Annotated in this window: 21 protein-coding genes; 13 read left to right on the top strand and 8 right to left on the bottom strand. The window is 68.9% G+C overall.

The window, feature by feature from the left end:
- Positions 1-21: 21 nt before the first annotated feature.
- Positions 22-489 carry a GatB/YqeY domain-containing protein gene (locus AB0P21_RS29675; RefSeq protein ID WP_363700526.1) on the top strand — a complete coding sequence of 156 codons (468 nt, stop codon included), beginning with the start codon at positions 22-24 and terminating at the stop codon, positions 487-489.
- A 62-nt stretch (positions 490-551) separates the two neighbouring features.
- Here the strand turns inward: AB0P21_RS29675 and AB0P21_RS29670 are convergent, their stop codons facing one another.
- From AB0P21_RS29670 to AB0P21_RS29655, 4 genes are all read right to left on the bottom strand, one after another.
- A complete protein-coding gene (locus AB0P21_RS29670) occupies positions 552-2,978 on the bottom strand; it encodes a transglycosylase domain-containing protein (protein ID WP_363700525.1) in 2,427 nt (808 codons plus the stop codon).
- A gap of 151 nt (positions 2,979-3,129) precedes the next feature.
- The gene (lon, locus tag AB0P21_RS29665) at positions 3,130-5,481 is read right to left on the bottom strand and encodes an endopeptidase La (protein ID WP_363700524.1); all 2,352 of its coding nucleotides are present in this window, start codon (positions 5,479-5,481) and stop codon (positions 3,130-3,132) included.
- 106 nt (positions 5,482-5,587) lie between these two features.
- On the bottom strand, positions 5,588-6,709 hold the full coding sequence (locus AB0P21_RS29660) for an ArsA family ATPase (RefSeq protein ID WP_363700523.1): 1,122 nt from the start codon (positions 6,707-6,709) through the stop codon (positions 5,588-5,590).
- Positions 6,706-7,656, bottom strand: a complete 951-nt coding sequence (locus AB0P21_RS29655) for an ArsA-related P-loop ATPase (RefSeq protein ID WP_363700522.1) — start codon at positions 7,654-7,656, stop codon at positions 6,706-6,708. Before AB0P21_RS29655 ends, AB0P21_RS29660 begins: the two co-directional genes overlap by 4 nt.
- A gap of 62 nt (positions 7,657-7,718) precedes the next feature.
- On the opposite strand from AB0P21_RS29655, the gene AB0P21_RS29650 reads away from it, so the two are divergent.
- From AB0P21_RS29650 to AB0P21_RS29635, 4 genes are read left to right on the top strand one after another with little or no spacing between them, the layout of a single operon-like run.
- Positions 7,719-7,880, top strand: a complete 162-nt coding sequence (locus AB0P21_RS29650; RefSeq protein ID WP_203590847.1) for a DUF4177 domain-containing protein — start codon at positions 7,719-7,721, stop codon at positions 7,878-7,880.
- A complete protein-coding gene (locus AB0P21_RS29645; protein WP_363700521.1) occupies positions 7,877-8,338 on the top strand; it encodes a RidA family protein in 462 nt (153 codons plus the stop codon). Before AB0P21_RS29650 ends, AB0P21_RS29645 begins: the two co-directional genes overlap by 4 nt.
- 13 nt (positions 8,339-8,351) lie before the next feature.
- Positions 8,352-9,182: an NUDIX hydrolase gene (locus AB0P21_RS29640; protein WP_363700520.1), complete on the top strand. Its 831-nt coding sequence runs from the start codon at positions 8,352-8,354 to the stop codon at positions 9,180-9,182.
- Positions 9,179-9,967, top strand: coding sequence for an MBL fold metallo-hydrolase (locus AB0P21_RS29635; RefSeq protein WP_363700519.1), 789 nt, complete (start codon positions 9,179-9,181; stop codon positions 9,965-9,967). Before AB0P21_RS29640 ends, AB0P21_RS29635 begins: the two co-directional genes overlap by 4 nt.
- Here the strand turns inward: AB0P21_RS29635 and AB0P21_RS29630 are convergent, their stop codons facing one another.
- Positions 9,968-10,645, bottom strand: coding sequence for a Crp/Fnr family transcriptional regulator (locus AB0P21_RS29630; protein WP_363700518.1), 678 nt, complete (start codon positions 10,643-10,645; stop codon positions 9,968-9,970).
- 182 nt (positions 10,646-10,827) lie between these two features.
- Here AB0P21_RS29630 and AB0P21_RS29625 point away from each other — a divergent pair, with 182 nt between their 5' ends.
- Positions 10,828-12,597 (top strand): hypothetical protein, encoded by a 1,770-nt coding sequence (locus AB0P21_RS29625; protein WP_363700517.1) that lies wholly within the window; start codon positions 10,828-10,830, stop codon positions 12,595-12,597.
- Positions 12,598-12,599: 2 nt separating this feature from the next.
- On the opposite strand, the gene AB0P21_RS29620 is transcribed toward AB0P21_RS29625, so the two are convergent.
- Both AB0P21_RS29620 and AB0P21_RS29615 read right to left on the bottom strand, forming a co-directional pair.
- The gene (locus tag AB0P21_RS29620) at positions 12,600-13,913 is read right to left on the bottom strand and encodes a carotenoid oxygenase family protein (protein WP_363700516.1); all 1,314 of its coding nucleotides are present in this window, start codon (positions 13,911-13,913) and stop codon (positions 12,600-12,602) included.
- Positions 13,910-14,452: a hypothetical protein gene (locus AB0P21_RS29615; RefSeq protein WP_363700515.1), complete on the bottom strand. Its 543-nt coding sequence runs from the start codon at positions 14,450-14,452 to the stop codon at positions 13,910-13,912. The genes AB0P21_RS29620 and AB0P21_RS29615 overlap by 4 nt, the downstream gene beginning before the upstream one ends.
- Before the next feature lie 93 nt (positions 14,453-14,545).
- On the opposite strand from AB0P21_RS29615, the gene AB0P21_RS29610 reads away from it, so the two are divergent.
- Genes AB0P21_RS29610 through AB0P21_RS29580 form a run of 7 tightly spaced genes read left to right on the top strand, consistent with a single transcriptional unit; the run spans position 14,546 to position 19,638 of the window.
- A complete protein-coding gene (locus tag AB0P21_RS29610; protein ID WP_363700514.1) occupies positions 14,546-15,064 on the top strand; it encodes a PadR family transcriptional regulator in 519 nt (172 codons plus the stop codon).
- Between the two features lie 55 nt (positions 15,065-15,119).
- Positions 15,120-15,899, top strand: coding sequence for an endonuclease III (nth, locus tag AB0P21_RS29605; RefSeq protein WP_363700513.1), 780 nt, complete (start codon positions 15,120-15,122; stop codon positions 15,897-15,899).
- Between the two features lie 26 nt (positions 15,900-15,925).
- On the top strand, positions 15,926-16,489 hold the full coding sequence (locus AB0P21_RS29600; protein ID WP_363700512.1) for a TlpA disulfide reductase family protein: 564 nt from the start codon (positions 15,926-15,928) through the stop codon (positions 16,487-16,489).
- Complete coding sequence (locus AB0P21_RS29595) at positions 16,486-17,259, top strand: CoA pyrophosphatase (protein ID WP_363700511.1); 774 nt, start codon at positions 16,486-16,488, stop codon at positions 17,257-17,259. Before AB0P21_RS29600 ends, AB0P21_RS29595 begins: the two co-directional genes overlap by 4 nt.
- A complete protein-coding gene (locus AB0P21_RS29590; RefSeq protein ID WP_363700510.1) occupies positions 17,256-18,428 on the top strand; it encodes a MarP family serine protease in 1,173 nt (390 codons plus the stop codon). The genes AB0P21_RS29595 and AB0P21_RS29590 overlap by 4 nt, the downstream gene beginning before the upstream one ends.
- A gap of 42 nt (positions 18,429-18,470) precedes the next feature.
- A complete protein-coding gene (locus AB0P21_RS29585; protein ID WP_363700509.1) occupies positions 18,471-18,986 on the top strand; it encodes a SigE family RNA polymerase sigma factor in 516 nt (171 codons plus the stop codon).
- Position 18,987: 1 nt separating this feature from the next.
- Positions 18,988-19,638: a hypothetical protein gene (locus AB0P21_RS29580; protein ID WP_363700508.1), complete on the top strand. Its 651-nt coding sequence runs from the start codon at positions 18,988-18,990 to the stop codon at positions 19,636-19,638.
- Here AB0P21_RS29580 and AB0P21_RS29575 read toward each other — a convergent pair.
- Positions 19,591-20,454, bottom strand: a complete 864-nt coding sequence (locus AB0P21_RS29575; RefSeq protein ID WP_363700507.1) for an alpha/beta hydrolase — start codon at positions 20,452-20,454, stop codon at positions 19,591-19,593. The genes AB0P21_RS29580 and AB0P21_RS29575 overlap by 48 nt on opposite strands.
- Positions 20,455-20,485 lie beyond the last annotated feature (31 nt).

Below are 20,485 nucleotides of genomic sequence, written 5' to 3'. Positions count from 1 at the left end.
CAGCCTGCCACAATCGTGGGTATGTCCAACTCCGAACTGAAGCAGCGCCTGCACGACGACATGACCGCCGCCCTGAAGGCGCGCGACGATCTCCGCAAGTCGGTCCTGCGGATGGCGCTCACCGCCGTGACCAAGCAGGAGGTGGCCGGTAAGGAGGCCCGCGAGCTGTCCGACGCGGAGGTTCTCGAGGTGCTCACCGCCGAGGCGAAGAAGCGCCGCGAGTCGGTCGTGGCGTACCGCGACGCGGGCCGCGAGGAGCTGGCGGTCAAGGAGCAGGCCGAGGCCGAGATCCTCGCCGAGTACCTGCCCGAGCAGCTCACCCTCGAGGAGATCACCGCCCTGGTCACCGAAAGCATCGCCGCCACCGGCGCCGCCGAACTCGGCCCGCGCGGCATCGGCAAGGTGATGGGCGCCCTCCAGCCCAAGGTCAAGGGCAAAGCCGACGGCGGCACCGTCTCCGCCGAGGTCAAACGCCAACTCGGCGCCTGAATCCGTAAACCAAGAAGGGCCCCGTCCGGGTGGACGGGGCCCTTTCTGGTGTCGGCCTGGAGCTAGCGGCCGCCGCAGTTCGGGTACTTCGGGTGCCACGGCGGGCAGCCTGGGGTGATCGGACCGCCGCCGGGCTTGCCGGTGTTCGGTGGGTTCGGCGGCTTGGGGATGCCCGGGGTGGCGGGCGGTGGCTGGGTGGTTTGGCCCTTGCTGCCGTCGGAGACGAAGATCGTGACCTTCGAGCCCTCCGGGGCGCCGTCGGCCTGCCGGGGACCGGTGTAGGCGACAGTTCCCGCGGCCTCGGCCGAGGGGACCTGGCCGGGAGCGATCTCGGCCTCAAAGCCCATCGAGCGGAGCCGGTTGGCAGCCTCTTCGGGGTTCATCCCGTTCACGAACGGAAGGTCCTTCACGTCGCCGCGCCGGGTCTTGTCGGTGGGGGCAGTGAACTTGGTCGTCGGCAACCCCGCGAGCGCGCCTTGCATAGCGGTCTCCCAGAGCGGACCGGCGGTGCCGGAACCCGAGGCGTCGTACATCTTCTTGCCGTTGAGGGTTTGCCCGATCAGGTTCTTGTACGGCGGTGAAGCATCCGCCACCACGGCCGCGCTGGCGAGCTTGCTGGAGTATCCGGCGAACCACACGGCCTTGTTGTCCTGGATGGTTCCGGTCTTGCCGGCCAGGTCACTGCTGCCGAACTTCAGCGAGGCGCCGGTGCCGCCCGACTCCATCACCTGGTGCAGCACCTCGTTGACGCCGTCGGCGACCTCGGCGGTGAGCACCTGCTTGCAGTTGGCGCCGTTGTTGACCAAGGTCTTGCTGTTGTAGCTCTTGACCGTCGTGATCAGCAGTGGCGTGCAGTACTTGCCGCGGGCCGCGAAGGACGCGTAAGCGTTCGAGAGCTGCAGCGGGGTCACGTTCCCGACACCGAGGGTCATCGACGGGACCTGCTTGAGCGGCTCGTTCTGGTTGGCGTCGTACATCCCGAGCTTGGCGGCGATGGTCGCGATCGGGCAGAGCCCGGTCCGCTGCGAAAGCTGCAGGAAGTAGGTGTTGGTCGACGCGCGGGCCGCGTCGATCATCGTGATGTCACCGGACACCTTGGTCGAGTTCTTCGGGATGTAGGTGCCGTAGGCCTTGGTCGTCCCGTTGCAGGTGCTGAACTTCGCGTCCGACATGTCCAGCTGCATCGGAGAGTTGATCCGGTAGGTGAGCGGGAAGCCCTTCGAGATCGCGGCGGCGATGGTGAACGCCTTCATCGTCGAACCGTTCTGGAATCCGCCGTACCCACCGGCGTAGGCCTTCTCGACGTTGTAGTTGTACGCCGTCTGGTTCTTGCCGCTGCCGTAGGGCCTGCTCTGCACCATCGCCTTCACCACGCCGGTGCCCGGTTCGACGATCGTGATCGCCGCGACCGACGAGTCGGTCGGCTTGGAGTGCTTGTCGATCGACTTCTGCGCGGCCTTCTGGATCTTCGGGTCCAGAGTGGTCTGGATCGTCAGGCCGGCCGTCTTCACGTAGTGGTCGCGGGCCTTGTCGGTCTTGCCGAAGGCCGGGTTCTCGACCAGCTTCGAGACGACGTACTCGCAGTAGAACGGGTACGGCGAGTTGGCGCAGCCGTTCGGGACCTTCAGGACCGGGCCGGACAGCACCGGGGTCTTGATCGCGTCGTTGGCCTGCTTGGCGCTGATCACGTTCAGCTCGGCCATCCGGCGCAGGACGACGTCGCGGCGCTCCTTGGCGCGCTTGGGGTAGTTCGTCGGGTCGTAGCCGGTGGGGTTCTTCACCAGACCGGCCAGCATCGCGGACTGCGCCAGCGTCAGCTTCGCCGCGTGCACCCGGAAGTAGTGCATCGACGCCGCCTCGACGCCGAACGCGCCGTCACCGAAGTTCGCCAGGTTCAGGTACTTGAGCAGGATCTCCTCTTTGGAGAACTCCTTCTCGATCGCGATCGCGTAGCGCAGTTCGGCGATCTTGCGCTCGTAGGTGTCGGCCGTCGCGTCCGCGATCGCCTCGGTGTCGTTGGCCGCGTTGGCCTTCTCCACCAGGCTCAGCTTCACGTACTGCTGGGTGATGCTGGAACCACCCTGCTGGACGCCACCGCTGTTCTGGTTGCGGATCAGCGCCCGCAGGGTGCCTTTGGCGTCGAGGGCACCGTGCTCGAAGTACCGGTCGTCCTCGATCGCGACGATCGCCTTCTGCATGATCGGGCTGATCTGCGCCAGCGACGTCAGCGGCACCCGGTTCTGCTCGTAGAGCTCGGCGATCCGGCTACCGTCGGCGGCCAGGATCGTGCTGCGTCGGGTCAGCGGGACGGTCTTCAGTTCCTGTGGCAGGTCCTGGAACGTCTCCGCGGTCTTCTCGGTACTGAAGCCCGCCAGACCCGCGAACGGGATCGCCAGACCCGCTGCCAGCGCGCCCGACAGGACGCTCACCCCTAAGAACAGAACCACCGACTGGACGACGCCTCGATCGTCTTTATCCCTTACGCGCATGCACTAGAGCCTACGGGATCACAGCGCCACGCCAATTCCTCAAATGTGTTTTATGTCACGTCAACCTGAGCGTGAATCAGAGCGTCTACAACGGGATAAACGACAACCGGCGAGACCCCGTAGAAGGGTCCCGCCGGTTGTCGAGAGCAGGTCAGGCAGCGAACTGCCGGGCGTCCACCTGGGCCGGCTCGAGGGCCAGTTCCAGTACTTCGCGGACGTCGCTGACCGGGTGGACCGTCAGCTCCGACAGCACCGACTCGGGCACGTCTTCCAGGTCCGGCTCGTTGCGCTTCGGGATCAGGATGGTGGTCAACCCGGCCCGGTGGGCGGCGAGCAGCTTCTGCTTCACGCCACCGATCGGCAGCACCCGGCCGGTCAGCGAGACCTCGCCGGTCATCGCGACCTCGGAGCGCACCGGTCGGCCCGACAGCAGCGACGCGAGCGCCGTCGTCATCGTGACACCGGCCGACGGTCCATCCTTCGGTACTGCGCCCGCCGGCACGTGGATGTGGGTGTTCCGCTCAGCGAGATCGCCGACTGGCAGACCCAGTTCCGCGCCGTGTGACCGCAGGTAGGACAGCGCGATCTGCGCCGACTCCTTCATCACGTCGCCGAGCTGTCCCGTCAACGTGACTCCGGTCGGGCCGGTCTCCTTGTCCGCCAGCGACGCCTCGATGAAGAGCACGTCACCACCGGCGCCCGTGACCGCCAGTCCAGTGGCCACACCGGGTAGTGCCGTCCGCTCCGCCGAGTCCGGCGTGAACTTCGGCGACCCCAGATAGGCCTTGAGCTCAGCAGCACTGATGGTCAGCGCACCCAGCTCCTCGCCCATCGCCAGCTTGGCCGTGACCTTCCGCAGTACGCGGGAGATCGACCGCTCCAGCTGCCGTACGCCGGCCTCACGCGTGTACTCGCCGGCCAGCAGCCGCAGCGCCGAGTCGTCGATGGCGACCTCCTCGACGGACAGACCGGCCCGGTCCAGCTGACGCGGGAGCAGGTGGTCGCGGGCGATGGTGACCTTCTCGTCCTCGGTGTAGCCGTCCAGCTGGACGAGCTCCATCCGGTCGAGCAGCGGCGCCGGGATCGAGTCGAGCACGTTGGCCGTGGCCAGGAAGACCACGTCCGACAGGTCCAGCTCGACCTCCAGGTAGTGGTCCCGGAAGGTGTGGTTCTGCGCCGGGTCGAGGACCTCCAGCAGCGCGGCCGTCGGGTCGCCCCGGTAGTCCGCACCCACCTTGTCGATCTCGTCCAGCAGCACGACCGGGTTCATCGAACCCGCCTCGGTGATCGCCCTGACGATCCGCCCGGGCAGTGCCCCGACGTACGTCCGGCGGTGACCGCGGATCTCGGCCTCGTCCCGTACGCCGCCCAGTGCGACCCGGACGAACTTCCGGCCCATCGCACGAGCCACGGACTCACCCAGCGAGGTCTTACCCACACCAGGAGGACCCACCAGCGCCAGTACTGCGCCACTGCGGCGTCCACCGACCACTCCCAGCCCACGGTCCGCCCTGCGGCGGCGTACAGCCAGGTACTCGGTGATGCGCTCCTTGACGTCGTCCAGGCCCGCGTGGTCCGCGTCCAGGATCGCCCTGGCCTCACGGAGGTCGTAGCCGTCCTCGGTCCGCTCGTTCCACGGCAGCTCGAGCACGGTGTCCAGCCAGGTCCGGATCCAGCCGACCTCGGGAGACTGCTCCGCAGTACGTTCCAGCTTGTCGACCTCGGCGAGCGCGGCCTTGCGGACGTGCTCGGGCAGGTCGGGGGCCTCGACGCGGGCGCGGTAGTCCTCTTCCTCGGACTCGGCCTTGCCGTCCAACTCGGCCAGCTCCTTGCGTACTGCGGCCAACTGCTGGCGCAGCAGGAACTCGCGCTGCTGCTTCTCCATCCCCTCCTGGACGTCCTTCTGGATCGTCTCGGAGACCTCGAGCTCGGCCAGGTGGTCCTTGACCCAGCCGATCAGCTTGGTCAGCCGCTCGGACACCTCAGGGGTCTCCAGCAGCCAGCTCTTCTGCTCATCGGTCAGGTACGACGCGTAGCCGGCCAGGTCGGCCAGCTCCGCGGGGCTCGTCACCTGCTTGATCGAGTTGATCACCTGGTAGGCCTCGCGGCGCTCCAGCACGGTGGTGACCAGGGCCTTGTAGTCGCGGGCCAGCTCGGCCGACTTGCTGTCGGTGATCTCGTCCAGGACCGTCGCGCCGACCCACAGGGCCGCACCGGGACCAGTGGTCCCCGCGCCGATCCGGACCCGGGCCACACCCCGGATGACGGCTGCCTGGGCTCCGCCCGGCAACCTGCCGATCTGCTCGATCTCGCCGAGCGTCCCGGCCTTGGCATATTTTCCGTCCAGCCGCGGCACCAGGAGGACCTGGTCGTGCCCGGAGGCCTGTGCGGCGTCGATGGCGGCGCGTGCCTCGGTGTCGGCCAGCCGGACCGGCACGACCATTCCCGGCAGGACCACGACGTCGTCGAGCGGCAGTACAGGAAGATTCAACGTCTCAGTCACGCTGTCACACCCTCTGTTGAAGATTGAGTCTGACAGGCTCAACCAGGGCCCTCGCCTGCTCATTCCCAGAGTTGAGCGACGTTCGCTCAGGGTGAAACAGCTCACTTCAGGCGGTCAGCAGGTCACCGATCGCACGCAGCCCGGACAGGTCGTGGACGTCGTCGGCCAGGGCCGGTACGTCGACGGTGGCGATCGAGCGGTGGCCGCGACGGAACCGCTCGGCGCGCTTGCGGTCGCTGACCACCTGCTGCATCCGGTCGGCGTGCAAGCGCAATACGGCGGCTGTCAGCGGTGACTTGTCCGCTGACTCCAGCTTCTCGGCCGCGGCCAGCGACTGCTCGGCGGACAACTCCGGGACGTGAGTGGTCGTCACCCGGTTGAGGACGACGCCGGCCAGCGGCATGTTCTCCTGCCGCAACCGCTCGGTGAAGTACGACGCCTCGCGCAGCGCGTCGTTCTGCGGGGCCGCCACCACCAGGAACGCCGTGTGCGGCTCCCGGAGCAGCGCGACCGTCTTGTCGGCCCGGTCCCGGAACCCGCCGAAGAGCGTGTCGAAGGCCGCCGCGAAGGTCTGCACATCGGTCAGCACCTGCGCGCCGAGCACCTTGTTCATCACCGACATCGCCAGGTTCACGCCCGCCGACATCAGCTTGAACGGCCCGCGGGCCGGTGCGAGCAGCAGCCGTAGGAACCGCCCTTCGAGCAGCGAGGAGAGCCGCTCCGGGGCGTCCAGGAAGTCCAGTGCCGACCGCGACGGCGGGGTGTCGACGACGATCAGGTCCCACTCGCCGGTCCGCTCGGACTGCTTGTACAGCTGCCCGAGCTTCTCCATCGCCATGTACTCCTGCGTCCCCGCGAACGAGGACGAAAGCGCCACGTAGAAGGGATTCGCGAGGATCTGCTCGGCCTTCTCCGGCGTCGCGTGCGAGAGCACCACCTCGTCGAAGGTGCGCTTCATGTCCAGCATCATCGCGTCCAGCCGGCCGCCGTTCGCGCCGTCCACGTCGGCGACCGCCCGAGGAGTGTTGTCCAGCTCGGTCAGCCCGAGTGCCTGCGCCAGCCGGCGAGCCGGATCGATCGTCAGTACGACGACCTTCCGCCCGCGCTCGGCGGCCCGCAGCCCGAGGGCGGCGGCGGTCGTCGTCTTGCCGACCCCGCCGGAGCCACAGGTCACGATGATCCGGGTGCCCGGGTCGTCGATCAGCGCATCCAGATCCAGGGCGGTCATGTGCGCAACTCCTCGGCCAGGTCGAACAGGGCGCCGTGGTCGATCCCGTCCGGCAGCAACGCCAGCTCGGTCACTTGCTTGCCCAGGGCATCGATTCGGTCGCGGTTCTCGCGCTCCAGCCCGACCCGTACGGCGTGGTCGTGGGCCTCTCGTGCGAGCGCCGCGTTCAACTCCTTGGTGGCGGTCAGCCCGGCCGCCTTCAGCCCCCGGGTGAGCTCGGCGGCGGGCAGTTTCTCCTTCACCGCAAGGGCCAGCGAGTCGTCGTCGAGCGGGCTGTGCCGGACCATGTTGACCACGATCGAGCCGACCTTGAGGTCCAGCGCCTCGAGCTGCTCGACCGCGTCCAGGGTCTCCTGGACCGGCATCTCCTCCAGCAGCGTGACCAGGTGGATCCGGGTCACGTCCGAGCGCAGCATGCCCATGATCGCGTCGGCCTGGTTGCGGATCGGCCCGACCTTGGCCAGCCCGGCGACCTCGTGGTTGACGTTCAGGAACCGCCCGACCCGGCCGGTGGGCGGCGCGTCCAGCACGACGGCGTCGTACGCGAGCCGGCCGTGCGCCTTGCGGCGGGTGGCCTCGTAGACCTTGCCGGTGAGCAGCACGTCGCGCAGGCCCGGCGCGATGGTGGTGACGAAGTCGACGGCGCCCACCTTGTCCAGCGCCTTCCCGGCGCGGCCCAGGTGGTAGTACATGTCCAGGTACTCGAGCAGAGCCGCCTCGGCGTCCACCGCGAGCGCGTAGACCTCGCCGCCGGCCGGGCCGACGGCGATCTTGCGTTCGACGTACGGGAGCGGCGGTACGTCGAAGAGCTGGGCCAGCCCCTGCCGCCCCTCCACCTCGACCAGCAGCACCCGCTTCCCCCGGTCGGCGAGCGCCAGTGCCATCGCGGCAGCCACCGTCGTCTTGCCGGTCCCGCCCTTGCCGGTGACCACATGCAGCCTCGCCATGCTCCCCAGACTAGGTCGTGGCCCACATCACCCTCGGGAGGCCGCCCGTTAGAGTCCATCCCATGAAGAAGTTCGAGTACTCCACCGTGCCGCTCCTTGTCCACGCGACCAAGGAGATCCTTGACAGCTGGGGTCAGGACGGCTGGGAGCTGGTCCAGGTCGTCCCGGGCCTCAACCCGGAGAACCTGGTCGCCTACCTGAAGCGGGAGATCACCCAGTCATGAGCCACCCCGAGGAGAAGCTGGCCGAGCTCGGCCTGAAGCTGCCCGAGGTCGCCAAGCCGGTCGCCGCGTACATCCCCGCGGTGCGCACCGGCAACCTCGTCTACACCTCCGGCCAGCTGCCGCTGCGCGACGGCGCCCTGATCGCCACCGGCAAGGTCGGCGCCGAGGTCACTGCCGAGGTCGCCGCCGAGTGCGCGCAGCAGTGCGCGCTGAACGCTTTGGCCGCGGTCAAGGCCGAGATCGGAGATCTGGCGAACATCAAGCGGATCGTCAAGGCGGTGGCGTTCATCGCCTCCACCCCCGACTTCACCGGTCAGCCGCAGGTCGCCAACGGAGCCTCCGAGCTGTTCGGCCAGGTCTTCGGCGACGCCGGCCAGCACGCCCGCTCCGCCGTCGGTGTCCCGGTGCTGCCGCTGGACGCCCCGGTCGAGGTAGAGCTCATCGTCGAGGTCAGCTGACGGTCTGCCGGCGATGGCCCTGGATCTGAAGTCACAACTCATGTCCGGCCGGATGGCCGATGCGGCGCTCTCGTTCGTGCGAGAGCGCCGTACGCCGGTCGAGGCGCGTCCGGCGTCCACTGTGATCCTGCTGCGCGACACCGCGGCCGGGCCTGAGGTCTACCTGCTGCGACGCCAGCAGTCGATGGCATTCGCCGCTGGGATGACGGTGTTCCCCGGCGGACGAGTGGACGCCACCGACTCGTCGATTGCCGACTCCTGGTCCGGGCCGTCGCCTGAGTGGTTCGGCGAGCGCATGGGGTGCTCTGCCGAGACTGCTGCGGCGTACGTGGCTGCCGCAGTACGGGAGACGTTCGAGGAGTCCGGTGTGCTGCTTGCCGGTCCCGACACCGAGTCTGTGGTCGGTGACACCACCGGCGACGACTGGGAGGCCGACCGGGTCGCCCTGGAGTCGCGGGACCTCGGTTTCGCCGACTTCCTGCACCGCCGAGGCCTGGTACTCCGTGCCGACCTGCTCGGCGTCTGGACGCACTGGATCACCCCTGAGTTCGAGCCCCGCCGCTACGACACCCGCTTCTTTGTCGCCGCGCTCCCGGCCGGTCAGGTGACTCGTGACGTGACCAGCGAGTCCGACCAGGTCGCCTGGCTGCCCCCTGCCGAGGCAGTGCGAGTCGTGGAGGCCAGCGAGATGCTCATGCTCCCGCCCACCTACCTCTGCTGCCGAGACCTGATCCCGTACGCCGCTGTTGCCGACGTACTGGCTGCGTCGGCCGACCGGGAGATCCGCCCGATCCAGCCGACTGTTCGGATCGAGAACGACCAGGCCTACCTGGAGACGCCATGACAGCCGAGCAGGTCACCCACTACGCCTCCCGGGTACTCGCGGCCAACCCTGGCCCGATGACGCTCGACGGCACCAACACCTGGATCCTGCGGGCTCCTGGCGCCGACACAGCCGTAGTGGTCGACCCGGGACCGCTGCTGACCGACCACCTGCAGGCGGTGCTCGACGTAGTCGCGGAGTACGGGTGCAGGGTGTCGACGGTGCTGCTGACCCACGGGCACTTCGACCACTCCGAGGGCGCAGCGTGGTTCGCCTCGCAGGCCAATGCCCCGGTGCGCTCGGTGGACCCGACGTTCCGGATCCCGACCGACCATGCGCACGGGCTGGCTGAGGGCGACGTGATCACCTCAGGGGACCTGCGGATCGAAGTACTGCCGACTCCTGGCCACACCATGGATTCGGTCTGCTTCTGGCTCCCGCAGGACGGCTCACTGCTGACCGGCGACACCGTCCTCGGCCGCGGCACATCGGTAGTGGCCCACCCGGACGGCGAGCTGGGTCCGTACCTGGACTCCCTGGAGAGCCTGCGAGCCTTCGCCAACTCCCCGGCAGGCGTGCAACGCCTGCTGCCAGGGCATGGGCCGGTCATCGACGATCCCGGCGCAGTACTGACCTACTACCTCAAGCACCGCCAGGAACGCCTTAACCAGGTCCGTACTGCGGTCGCTGACGGCCACACCACCGCCGGGGCGATCGTCCAGCACGTCTACGCCGACGTCGACCCGATCCTGTGGCCGGCAGCTGAGCGCTCGGTGCGCGCCCAGCTGGACTACCTCAACTCCTAGTTACCGGGCGCGCTTCTGCAGCCGGTCCAGGTCGAGCAGCACGACCGAGCGCGGCTCCAGCCGGACCCAGCCGCGGGAGGCGAAGTCGGCGAGGGCCTTGTTGACGGTCTCGCGGGAGGCGCCGACCAGCTGGGCCAGCTCCTCCTGGGTCAGGTCGTGGTGGACGTGCACGCCGTCGTCCGCGGTCCGGCCGAAGCGGCTGGCCAGGTCGAGCAGCGCCTTGGCCACCCGGCCCGGCACGTCGGAGAAGACCAGGTCGGCGACCACGTCGGAGACCTTGCGGAGCCGGGAGGCGAGCTGCAGCAGCAGGCCGCGGGCCACCTCGGGGCGGCCGGCCAGCCAGCGGAGCAGCTCGTCGTGGGTCAGTGCCATCAGCGAGGCGTCGGTGACGGCGGTGACGGTCGACTGGCGCGGTCCCGGGTCGAACAGGGACAGCTCGCCGAACATCTGGCCCGGGCCGAGCACGGCCAGCAGGTTCTCGCGGCCGTCGGCGGAGGTGCGGCCGAGCTTGACCTTGCCCTCGACAACGACGAACAGCCGGTCACCGGAGTCGCCTTCGTGGAACAGCACCTGGCCGCGGCGCAGCCTGCTCTCCGTCATGGAGGCGGTCAGCGCTTCGGCTGCCTCCTCGTCGAGCTGGCTGAAAAGCGGTGCTTGTCGGAGCACTGCGGCGTCCACGAATGGGCCTCCTTGGACCTGAACTGCAAGCTTCGAAGAGGCTGCGAGCCCCCTCGGCGCCAGGCGGATCGCACCCGGTCGCACCAAAACCGTAGCCCCTCCCCGTGGGGAACCGCCACGTAGGCCCGCCGGGGCGCGCCGGAAGCTCCCCCTGGCGGCGCTCCCAGTGGTGAGGATGAGGGATGTTCGAATGGCTCAGGAAGCGTCGCGCCCGTGCTCGGGCCAAGGCGCCCGCGGTGTACCGGGACGAGCCCGCCCAGAAGGCCTGGCTGCTGGCCAAACAGGGCTACCTCGACGACGCCTCCGCCGTACTGCGCGCCAGCGACGACCCGCGGCACGAGGGGATGCTGGCCCTCCTGCTGCGCGAGTACGGCCGCTTGGACGACGCGATCGAGGTCCTGCAGGCCAGCGCTGACCCAGCGGCGATCCCCAAGCTGGAGCAGTTCCGCCGGGAGCGCGGCGGCCAATTGGCACAGCTCACGCTGATCCGCTCGCTCGACGGCAATCCGCCCGAGCGCACCCATGAAGTGGACCGGCTGCTCGAAGACGGCCGCCTGGACGAGGCGATCGACCAGTTGAAGGGCAGCCACCTACCCGCCGACCGCACCAGGCTGCAGGCCCTGCTCCGCGAGCTAGGCCGCACCGACGAGCTCCGCGACCTCGCGAACCACTCGATCCGGCTCGCGACGCTCCGGGCCGAGGGGCGGCTGGACGAGCTGCGATCCCGTGCCGATGCCGGTGACCGCGAAGCCAGGACGCTGCTGGACGAGGCCCTGGCCGAGCAGGAGCCCGCCACCGTCTTCGACCCGTACGTCGATGACAAGGCCCTCGACGAGCTGATCAAGCAAGGCCTGGTCGACGAGGCAGCCGCCACGCTGGCCACCCGGCCGGGAGCCTCCGACGACGTCCGCTACCAGGTAGTGAAGCTGTATGTCGATCAAGGCCGGCCCGAGGAGGCGATCGCCATCCTGCGTAGCCGTCGCTTGCTCGCACCGGACCTGCTGGCCGAGCTGCTGGTCGAGACCGGGCAGGTGGCTGAGGCCATCGCAGTACTGGATGCCTCGACGCAGCGCGGGGCACAGCGGCAAGCTGCCCGGCTCCGGGCGGAGTACGGCTACCTGGACGAGTTGCGGGTCCGTGCAGATGCCGGTGAGCGACTGTCGGCAGAGCAACTCGCTGACTACCTCGCAGTGCACGACGAACTCGATGAGCTGCGTGCCAGAGCGGCCGCGGGGGACGCTGTCTTCCAGCTACAGCTCATCCGCGTACTGAGCCGGCTCGGCCACCTGGACGAGTTGGCAGCGCTGGTTGCGAGTGTTCCCGCTGCAGGTCCTATGTGGTGGGCAACGATGCTGGCGACAGCCGATCCTGACGCTGCCTTGGCCGAGCACGACGACAAGGCAAGCTGGTACGCCGGGGAGAACGCGACGGGCGCTGTCATCAATCTGCTGGTCGAGAGGCGCCGCATCGGCCCGGCTATTGCGTTCGCAGAAGCCCGAGTGGCCGCTGGCGACGAGTGGGCCGGTCGGTGGGTACCTCGGCCGCCGCAGCCTCGCTTCCCGCGGGAACAGGTCGCCATGTGGCAACTCCTGACCACCAAAGTCATCGACGCAGTACCGGAGCTGCTGCCGGCCAGCAGCACGACGGTGAGCATCGCCGACGCCGACTACGCCCTGTACGCCGACGTACGGGTCGCCTTGCTGTCACCTGATCGCGCCAAGATCTCCCTGGCCTGTTGGACCGTCTACACCGACGCTGCCCGCTACTTCGGCGACCACCCACCCGAGGACGCTGAGCAGAGGCTGGACCCGGAGGGCACCGCGCTCCCGGAGCTGGACCTCACTGTCGGGGTCATCGACGACCTCGCCGTCCGCCTGAAGTCTCGCGACCTCCCCCAACCACACCCCGGTGGCCGCCACCTGACGGTCACCGTCCCGCTACCCCTGGCCTGAGGTCAGTCGGTGAGCCAATTGCCGTGGAAACCGAAGGGCACCCGAACAGGGAGCTCAATGGTCGCCACCGGCGGCGCTGCCAGATCTGTGGCGTCGAGGATGACCAGGTCACTGGTGTCGGTGGCGGCGTTGTGCACGTAGGTCATCAGCCAGCCGTCGCCACCCGGGCGATCATCAGCCGGGGCAAACGCGGCCTCGCCAGGGACGCGGCCCGGACCGAACTCGTGGGAAGTCACCAGGCCATCGCGTAGGTCGTAGCGAACCAGCGCGCCGGTGTCGGGACCACTGGACGGAGTACGGGACACAGTGGCGTGGCCGTAGCGCGCCGCAAGGCCGGCCAGCCGGTCGTCGATCCGGGGGAACTCAGCAGGCCGGTCATGCAACTGCTCTTCCCGTACGACGCCTGCCGTCAGGTCGATGGTCCAGCGCCACAGTGTTGCCTGCTGGGGATCGCTGCTGCCCTTGCGCCACAGCTCCGGGTAGCGCATGACGTGCAGGACGATCTGGTCCTGGCCCTGGTCGTGGGCATTGAGGGTGTGGAACACGTAGCAGGGATCGATCTCGAACCAGCGGACCGCGCCCTGCGGGTCGTCGCGCCGCAGTACGCCGAGCCGGGCGCCGTAGCCGTCGCTCCAGGCGAAGGGCATCTTGCCGGTCTTGGCGGTCTCCAGGTCGAAGACGACCGGCAGGTCCATGAAGACGACATGGCTGGCAGACAGCATGAAGTCGTGGTTCATCGTGGCAGCTGGCACGTCGATCGGGCGGCTGACCACCAACTCCCCGGTCGCGTCGGCGCGGTGGTAGGTCAGGTACGGCGGGGCCAGGCTGTAGCCGAAGAAGTGCAGCTCGCCGGTGCTGGGGCAGGTCTTCGGGTGCGCGGTCATCGCGGTCTGCAGCCGCCCGTCGAAGTCGTACGGCCCGATCGTGTCCAGTTCGCTGGTGAGCTCGTAGGGGAAGGACGACTCGACCAGGGCCAGCGTGCGACCGGCGTGCCGGACGATGTGGGTGTTGGCGGCCCCCGCGGTCAGGTCCACGGATCCGTCGGCGCCGTAGATCTGCGCGCCGTCGGTGAAGGTCGACGTACGGACCCAGCGGTTGCGGTAGGAGGTCGCGCGGCCTCCCTCGAGCCGGACACCGTGCACCATGCCGTCGCCGAAGAACCAGTTGGCGGAGGCGGCGTCGTGCGGATTCGGGCCGTTGCGGAGGTACCAACCGGTCAGCTCGGGCGGAATCTGGCCGGTCACCGGCAGCTCGTGGGTGGTGAGTTCCTGGTCGACCGGGGCGTAGTTGCCGGCCAGATGCGGCGCGGGCTTCACCGGGCGGCCTTGGCGCGCGTGCGTGCGACGTACCGGACGGTGAAGACCATCGGTACGACGAAGCCGGCCACCTGCACCGGGATCCGGATCGCCGGGCTGCTGTCGGCCAGCAGGGCGAGGACCACGGCGGACACCGCGAAGCTCGCGGTCCAGACGGCGGTGATGATCACGTTCGTCCGGATGAACAGCGGCCGGTCCCAGAACTCGCGAGGGGTCGACTGCTTGGCGATCCCGAGCGTGAACGGCTTGCGCAGCGCCAACGAGGCGCCCGCGATCAGCGCGAGGGCTGCGGCCGACAGGGCCGGCGTGTAGGGATGCAGGCCGCTGTTGGGATCCGCGAAGGCCACGACGGTGATGACCGCGAAGAAGACGGCCGAGCCGAGCTCGATGATCAGCGCGTCGAGGCTCCGGCCGGAGCGGGTCTGCTGGGCGATCAGGCCGACGGACAGCAGCAGCGCGATCAGCGCGGCCCAGTTCCAGTGCGCCGAGGGAATCACGGCGTAGACGATCCAGGGGGCGAAGGTCCGGAGGTAAGACATCAGGGTGCTCCTCAACTGACATTCCAAAACTGACATGTCGAAAGTAGAACGTCGCCTATCGACATGTCAAGAGTGGAAGGTAAGCTCCCCGGTATGAGCCTGCGACACGCCCTCCTCGGGCTGTTGGTGGAGCACCCCGCCAGCGGCTACGACCTGCTGAAGACCTTCAGTACCTCGTTGGCCAACGTCTGGCCGGCCACCCAGAGCCAGATCTACGGCGAACTGACCAAGCTCGCCGACAGCGGCCTGGTGGTGGTCTCTGACCAGGGTCCGCGCGGCCGGAAGGAGTACACGCTGACCGATGCCGGTTTGGCCGAGCTGCGGCACTGGCTGGCCGAGACCGAGCCGCAGCGCAGTACGCGCAGCGAAGTACTGCTCCGGGTTTTCTTCCTCGGGGTCCTCACGCCCGAGCAGGCCCGCGGCTACCTGGAGAGTCTGGCCGGGCATGCGACGGCCACGCACGCCGAGCTGGCAGCGCTGCACGACGCGGTCGACTGGGACGACGACAATCTGTCCGTCTACGGCCGGATCGCGCTGGAGTACGGGCTGCGCTTCACCGCGATGCAGCAGGAGTGGGCGGAGTGGGCTCGCACGCAGGTGCGCACCAGTTGATCGCCGGTGGGCAGTTGGGAGGGGGTTGTCGGAGCCCGGACGTAGGCTGGCCTGCATGCCGACCCAGCACGTCGAGGCCTCCGCCTCCGTTGATTCCGCTCTCCAGGTGCCGCTGAAGCTGCCGCGGAAGGCGCCCGTCTTCGCCGACGAGACGCACACCCAGCTGGTCCGGCGGGCCCGCAAGATGCACAAGGTGCTCACCGACACCTACCCGGACGCGCACTGCGAGCTGGACTTCACCAGTCCGCTGGAGCTGCTGGTCGCCACCATCCTGTCGGCGCAGACCACCGACGTGATGGTCAACAAGGTGACCCCGACGCTGTTCGCGAAGTACCCGGACGCGGCGGCGTACGCGGAGGCCGATCGGGAGGAGATGGAGACGATCCTCAAGCCGACCGGCTTCTTCCGGGCCAAGACGAACAGCCTGATGAAGCTCGGCCAGGTGCTGGTCGACGAGTACGACGGGGTGGTGCCCGGCAAGCTGGAGGAGCTGGTCAAGCTCCCCGGCACCGGCCGCAAGACGGCGAACGTCGTCCTGGGCAACGCTTTCGGGGTGCCCGGGATCACCGTCGACACCCACTTCGGCCGGCTGGTCCGCCGGTTCGGCTGGACCACCGAGGAGGACCCGGTCAAGGTCGAGCACCTGATCGGCGAGCTATTCGGAAAGAAGGACTGGACGATGCTGTCGCACCGGCTGATCTTCCACGGCCGCCGCCGCTGCCACGCCAAGAAGCCGGCTTGTGGTGCCTGCCCGATCGCCCAGTGGTGCCCGTCCTTCGGCGCCGGCCCGGTCGACCCGGACCTAGCCGCAAAACTGGTGAAGACCCCAGCGTGAGCGGCGGCGGGCGTTGGGTTGCTCTGTTGGGCGCTGTTGTTGCTCTGGGGTTGCTGTCGGCCTGTGGTGACGACAAGCCAGGCAGCGTCGCCAAGGAGCCGGACGGGACCGTGGCCGGCGCCGACCAACTGCAGGCCTGCCCGAGCGTCCAGTCGCGACAACCGGCCCCCAAAGGATTACCCGAGATCAGCCTTCCCTGCCTGGGAAAAGGCCCCGACACCCGCCTGTCCGACCTCCGCGGCCCGCTGGTGATCAACGTCTGGGCCCAATGGTGCGGCCCCTGCCGCGAGGAAGCGCCGTACCTGGCCGCGCTGCAGCGCAAGGCCGGCGACAAGCTCGAGCTGATCGGGATCGACTACATCGACACCCGCCCCGACCTCGCGGTCAAGTTCGCGCTCGACCACGACTGGGACTACCCGCACCTGGTCGACACCGACAAGCTGACCCAGCAGTCGCTCCGGATCGCCGGACCGCCGGTGACCGCGTTCATCGACCGGCAAGGCGTTCTCGTCTACGTTCACCAAGGCGCGCTCAGGTCGCAGCAGCAGCTGGAGCAGCTCGTCGAGGACAAGCTGGGAGTCAGCCTGTGAGGACCAGTACGACGTACGACGTGCAGCTGCCCGAGTTCCTGCACCGGTTGCGGACGGCATCGAAAGAGGTCGACCCGACCGAGCTGTCGCGTTTCCTCCCGCCCGAGAACGACCCCGGCGTGCGCGGTTCCGCCGTACTGATTCTGCTTGCCGATGGCAACGATGCTGAAGGCCCCGACGTGCTGCTGACCGAGCGGTCCTGGACGTTGCGCAGTCACGCCGGCCAGATGGCGTTCCCCGGCGGCCGCGTCGACCCCGAGGACGGCACCGGCGTCCAGGGCCTGATCCGTACCGCGCTGCGCGAGGCCGAGGAGGAGACCGGGCTCGACCCGGCCGGCGTCGAGGTGTTCGCGGTCTGGCCCTCACTGTGGGTGCCGGTCAGCAACTTCGCCGTCTCGCCGGTGCTCGGCTGGTGGCGGGAGCCGTCGCCGGTCGCGGTGGTCGACCCGGCCGAGGTCGCCTCGGTGCACCGGGTCTCGATCCAGGCGCTGACCGACCCGGCCAACCGGATCAGCTGCCTGCATCCGTCCGGTTTCACCGGTCCCGCGTTCACCGTGGACGACCTCTACATCTGGGGTTTCACCGCCGGTCTGCTCGACAAGTTACTGAAGCTCGGCGGCTGGGCGCGCGACTGGGACCCCACCCACGTCGTACCGTTGCCCGACCGGCTGGTCGAGGCGGCCTGGCGGAGTGAGGGGCAGCAGCCGGCAGATGTGCGGCGGCTGACGGCCATCGAGCACGACCTGGGGCATCCGGAGGGTGTGGAGTGAGCGGTCTCGATATCGCGCTGCTGGTGGTGACCGCGCTGGTGGCGATCTCGGGCTACATCGAGGGATTCATCCTCGGCGCCTGCGCGACGCTCGGTCTGCTGGCGGGCGCGGCGATCGGCGTGTACGGCGTACCGCGGGTGCTGGACAACTTCTCGCCCAGTGTCGAGGTGTCGTTCGCGGCGCTCGTGCTGGTCGTGTTGCTGGCCTCGATCGGGCGGACCATCGGCGCCCTGCTCGGCTCCAAGCTACGCAACAAGATCTCCTGGAAACCGGTCAAAGCCGTCGATGCGCTCGGCGGCGCAGTACTGGCTGCCGCGTCGGTGCTGGTCGTCTCGTGGGTGCTCGGCGTCGCGGTGAGCGGCGCCCGGATCCCCAGCGTCACGTCGGCCGTCCGCGGCTCGCAGGTGCTGGCCAAGGTCGACGAGGCGCTTCCGGGCGGCGCGGATCGCGCGCTGCAGGCCTTCAACGACGTGGTGAACACCGATCTGTTCCCGCGCTTCCTCGACCCGTTCGTACCGGAGCGGATCCGCGAGACGCAGCCGCCGGACGGCACCATCTCGCGCAACCCGACCGTGCGGCTGGCCTACACCCGGATCGCCAAGGTGACCGGGGTCGCGAACTGCTCACGTGGTCTCGAGGGCAGTGGTTTCGTCTACGCCCCGCAGCGGGTGATGACGAACGCGCACGTGGTGGCCGGGGTCAGCTCGCCGAAGGTCGAGGTGAACGGCAAGAAGTACGACGCCAAGGTGGTGCTGTTCGACTCGTCGGTCGACATCGCCGTGCTGTACGTGCCCGAGCTCAAGGCGACCCCGCTGGCGTTCGACAACGACGGCAAGGCGGACGCGACCGCGGTCGTCCTCGGCTACCCGGAGAACGGCCCGTTCGACTCCGAGCCGGCCAGGATCCGGTCCGAGGAGCGGCTCCGCGGCCCGGACATCTACGGCGACAAGACCGTCACCCGGCGAGCCTTCTCGATCTGGGCGCAGGTCCGCCCCGGCAACTCGGGCGGCCCGCTGATCTCGGCGAAGGGCACCGTGTACGGCGTGGTCTTCGCGGCCTCCGTCGAGGACAACCGCACCGGGTACGTGCTGACCGCCGAGCAGGTCGCCGACGACGCCGCAGCCGGCGCCAAAGCGACGCAAGAGGTCTCCACCCACAGCTGCACCTGATTCCCGCTCAACAGATCGGGGCGCCCGCCGCGTTGAAGGGGTGTGACGGTAACGAGCGGGGACACCGAGCGGCTGACGTTCGACGAGGTGGTGGCGTCGAGCGAACGGCGGCTGCTGCGCCTCGCGCTGATGCTGTCCGGTGGCGCACACAGCGCTGAAGACCTCGTCCAGACCGTACTGACGCGCGCCCATCGCCGCTGGGATCGGATCGGTGCCCTCGACCGGCCGGACGCCTATCTGAGCAAGATGGTCGTCAACGAGTTCCTGAGCTGGCGCCGCCTGCGCAAGAACCAGGAACTGCCCCTGGCCGAGCTGCCCGACGCGCCGGCCGGTGACGACGTCAGCACCCGCCACGCCCAGCGGGATGCCGCCTGGCGCCTCCTCGCCGACCTGCCGCGGCAGCAACGTGCAGTACTGGTGCTGCGGTTCTACGAGGACCTCCCGGACGACGAGATCGCCACCATCCTCGGCTGCTCGGCCGGCACCGTCCGCTCGCACGCGTCCCGCGGCCTGGCCACTCTCCGCACCAACCTCCCGACCTCCGAGAAGGACCACTGAAATGCCCAGACTGACGGACGAAGAGGTCGGCCAACTCCTCCGCGAAACCTTTACCGAGAAGGAGCAACTGCTCGATCGGTTGCCGGTAGCAACCACTCGGCCGGTACGCCGGTGGCGCACGCCGCTGGTTGCCGCGGCTGCCGTGATCGCCGTGCTCGGCGGCCCGGTCTCCACCGTGCAGCTTGCGCACCAAGGCGAGGACCCGCCGATGAGTGTCGTGGGTGCGGGCAAGGAGCAGACGAACGCCAAGGTCAGTGTCACCGCGGCCATCACCGGCGCCGCGATCGCCGAGCTGGTGAAGCACGACCGGCCGGCGGTGATCAGGGTGCTGGACTCGCCGTACCGGAGCGCCGGCAACCCGGCCGGCGCCGGCATCAGCCTCGGGGTGTTCACCGCGGCGGACCGGCGAGTGATCGTGCAAGGTGCGGGCGTCGCGATCGAGTGGGTGAACAGCCGCCCCAAGGGCTGCGGCAAGACCGACGGCACGCCGTACGTCACGGCTGGTCAGGTCGTCATCGAGAACGGCTCGACGGCCACCATCGGCATGAGCAAGTGGACGGGCTGCCTGGGCGGTCTCTGGCTGACCTATCGCCTGAAGAACGGTTCAGGCTGGCATGTGACCGGCACCGTCGGCCCGCAGACCGTCTCCTGAGCGGGGCAACCAGTCCAGGAGGAGCGAGTTGAACAGCTCCGGGGTCTCCTCGTGGGGGAAATGCCCTGCAGTGGTCAGTACTTCGTGCTGCAGCGGCCCGGTCAGCAGTTCGGCGGGTGTGGTGAAGGCAGCCTTGCTGACAGCGCCGTCCTGGGCTCCATGCACCTGCAGCACCGGTACTGCGACCGGGGTGCGCATGCGAGCGGAGTACCGGCGGCCGTCGGAGCGTAGGCGCGAGCGGACGAACCAGCGGTGATACTCCAGCGCGCAGTGCGGCGCAGGCCAGACCTGGAGGGCCGCGCGGTAGCGGCGGGACGCCTCGGCGTCCGGGAAGCTGCTGCCGGGAGCGGACCAGGCGCGGAGGAGTTGCTCGATGTGGATGCCGTCCTGGGCGAGCAGGCGGCGCTCGGGGAGGATCGGCAGTTGGAACCAGCCGACCTGAGCCACCGACCTCAGCTGCCCCGACCGCATCAGCTGCAGTGGGTGTGGCGCTGACACAGCCACCAGAGCTCGCACCTGCTTGGGCGCCAGTACTGCGGCCGACCAAGCGGCGAACCCACCCCAGCCGTGGCCGACCACCACGGCATCAGTCGCGCCCAGCGACCTGATCACGCCAGAGACGTCTGCCGAGACCGTGAAGGGGTCATAGCCGCGCGGAGTCTTGTCGCTGGCGCCGTAGCCACGCAGGTCCATGGCGACCGCCCTGAACCCCGCTGCGGCCACTGCCGGCAGTTGGTGGCGCCAGGCCCACCAGAACTCCGGGAAGCCGTGCAGGAACAGCACCAGCGGATCGTCCGCGCCGCCACACTCGGCCACGTGAAACCTCGCCCCGTTGGCCGCGACCAGC

It is taken from the genome of Kribbella sp. NPDC056861 (genome assembly GCF_040687575.1).
Classification (GTDB): Bacteria; Actinomycetota; Actinomycetes; order Propionibacteriales; family Kribbellaceae; genus Kribbella.
The sequence above is the reverse complement of the archived record's forward strand: the minus strand, read 5'-3'. Positions and strand labels throughout refer to the sequence as shown.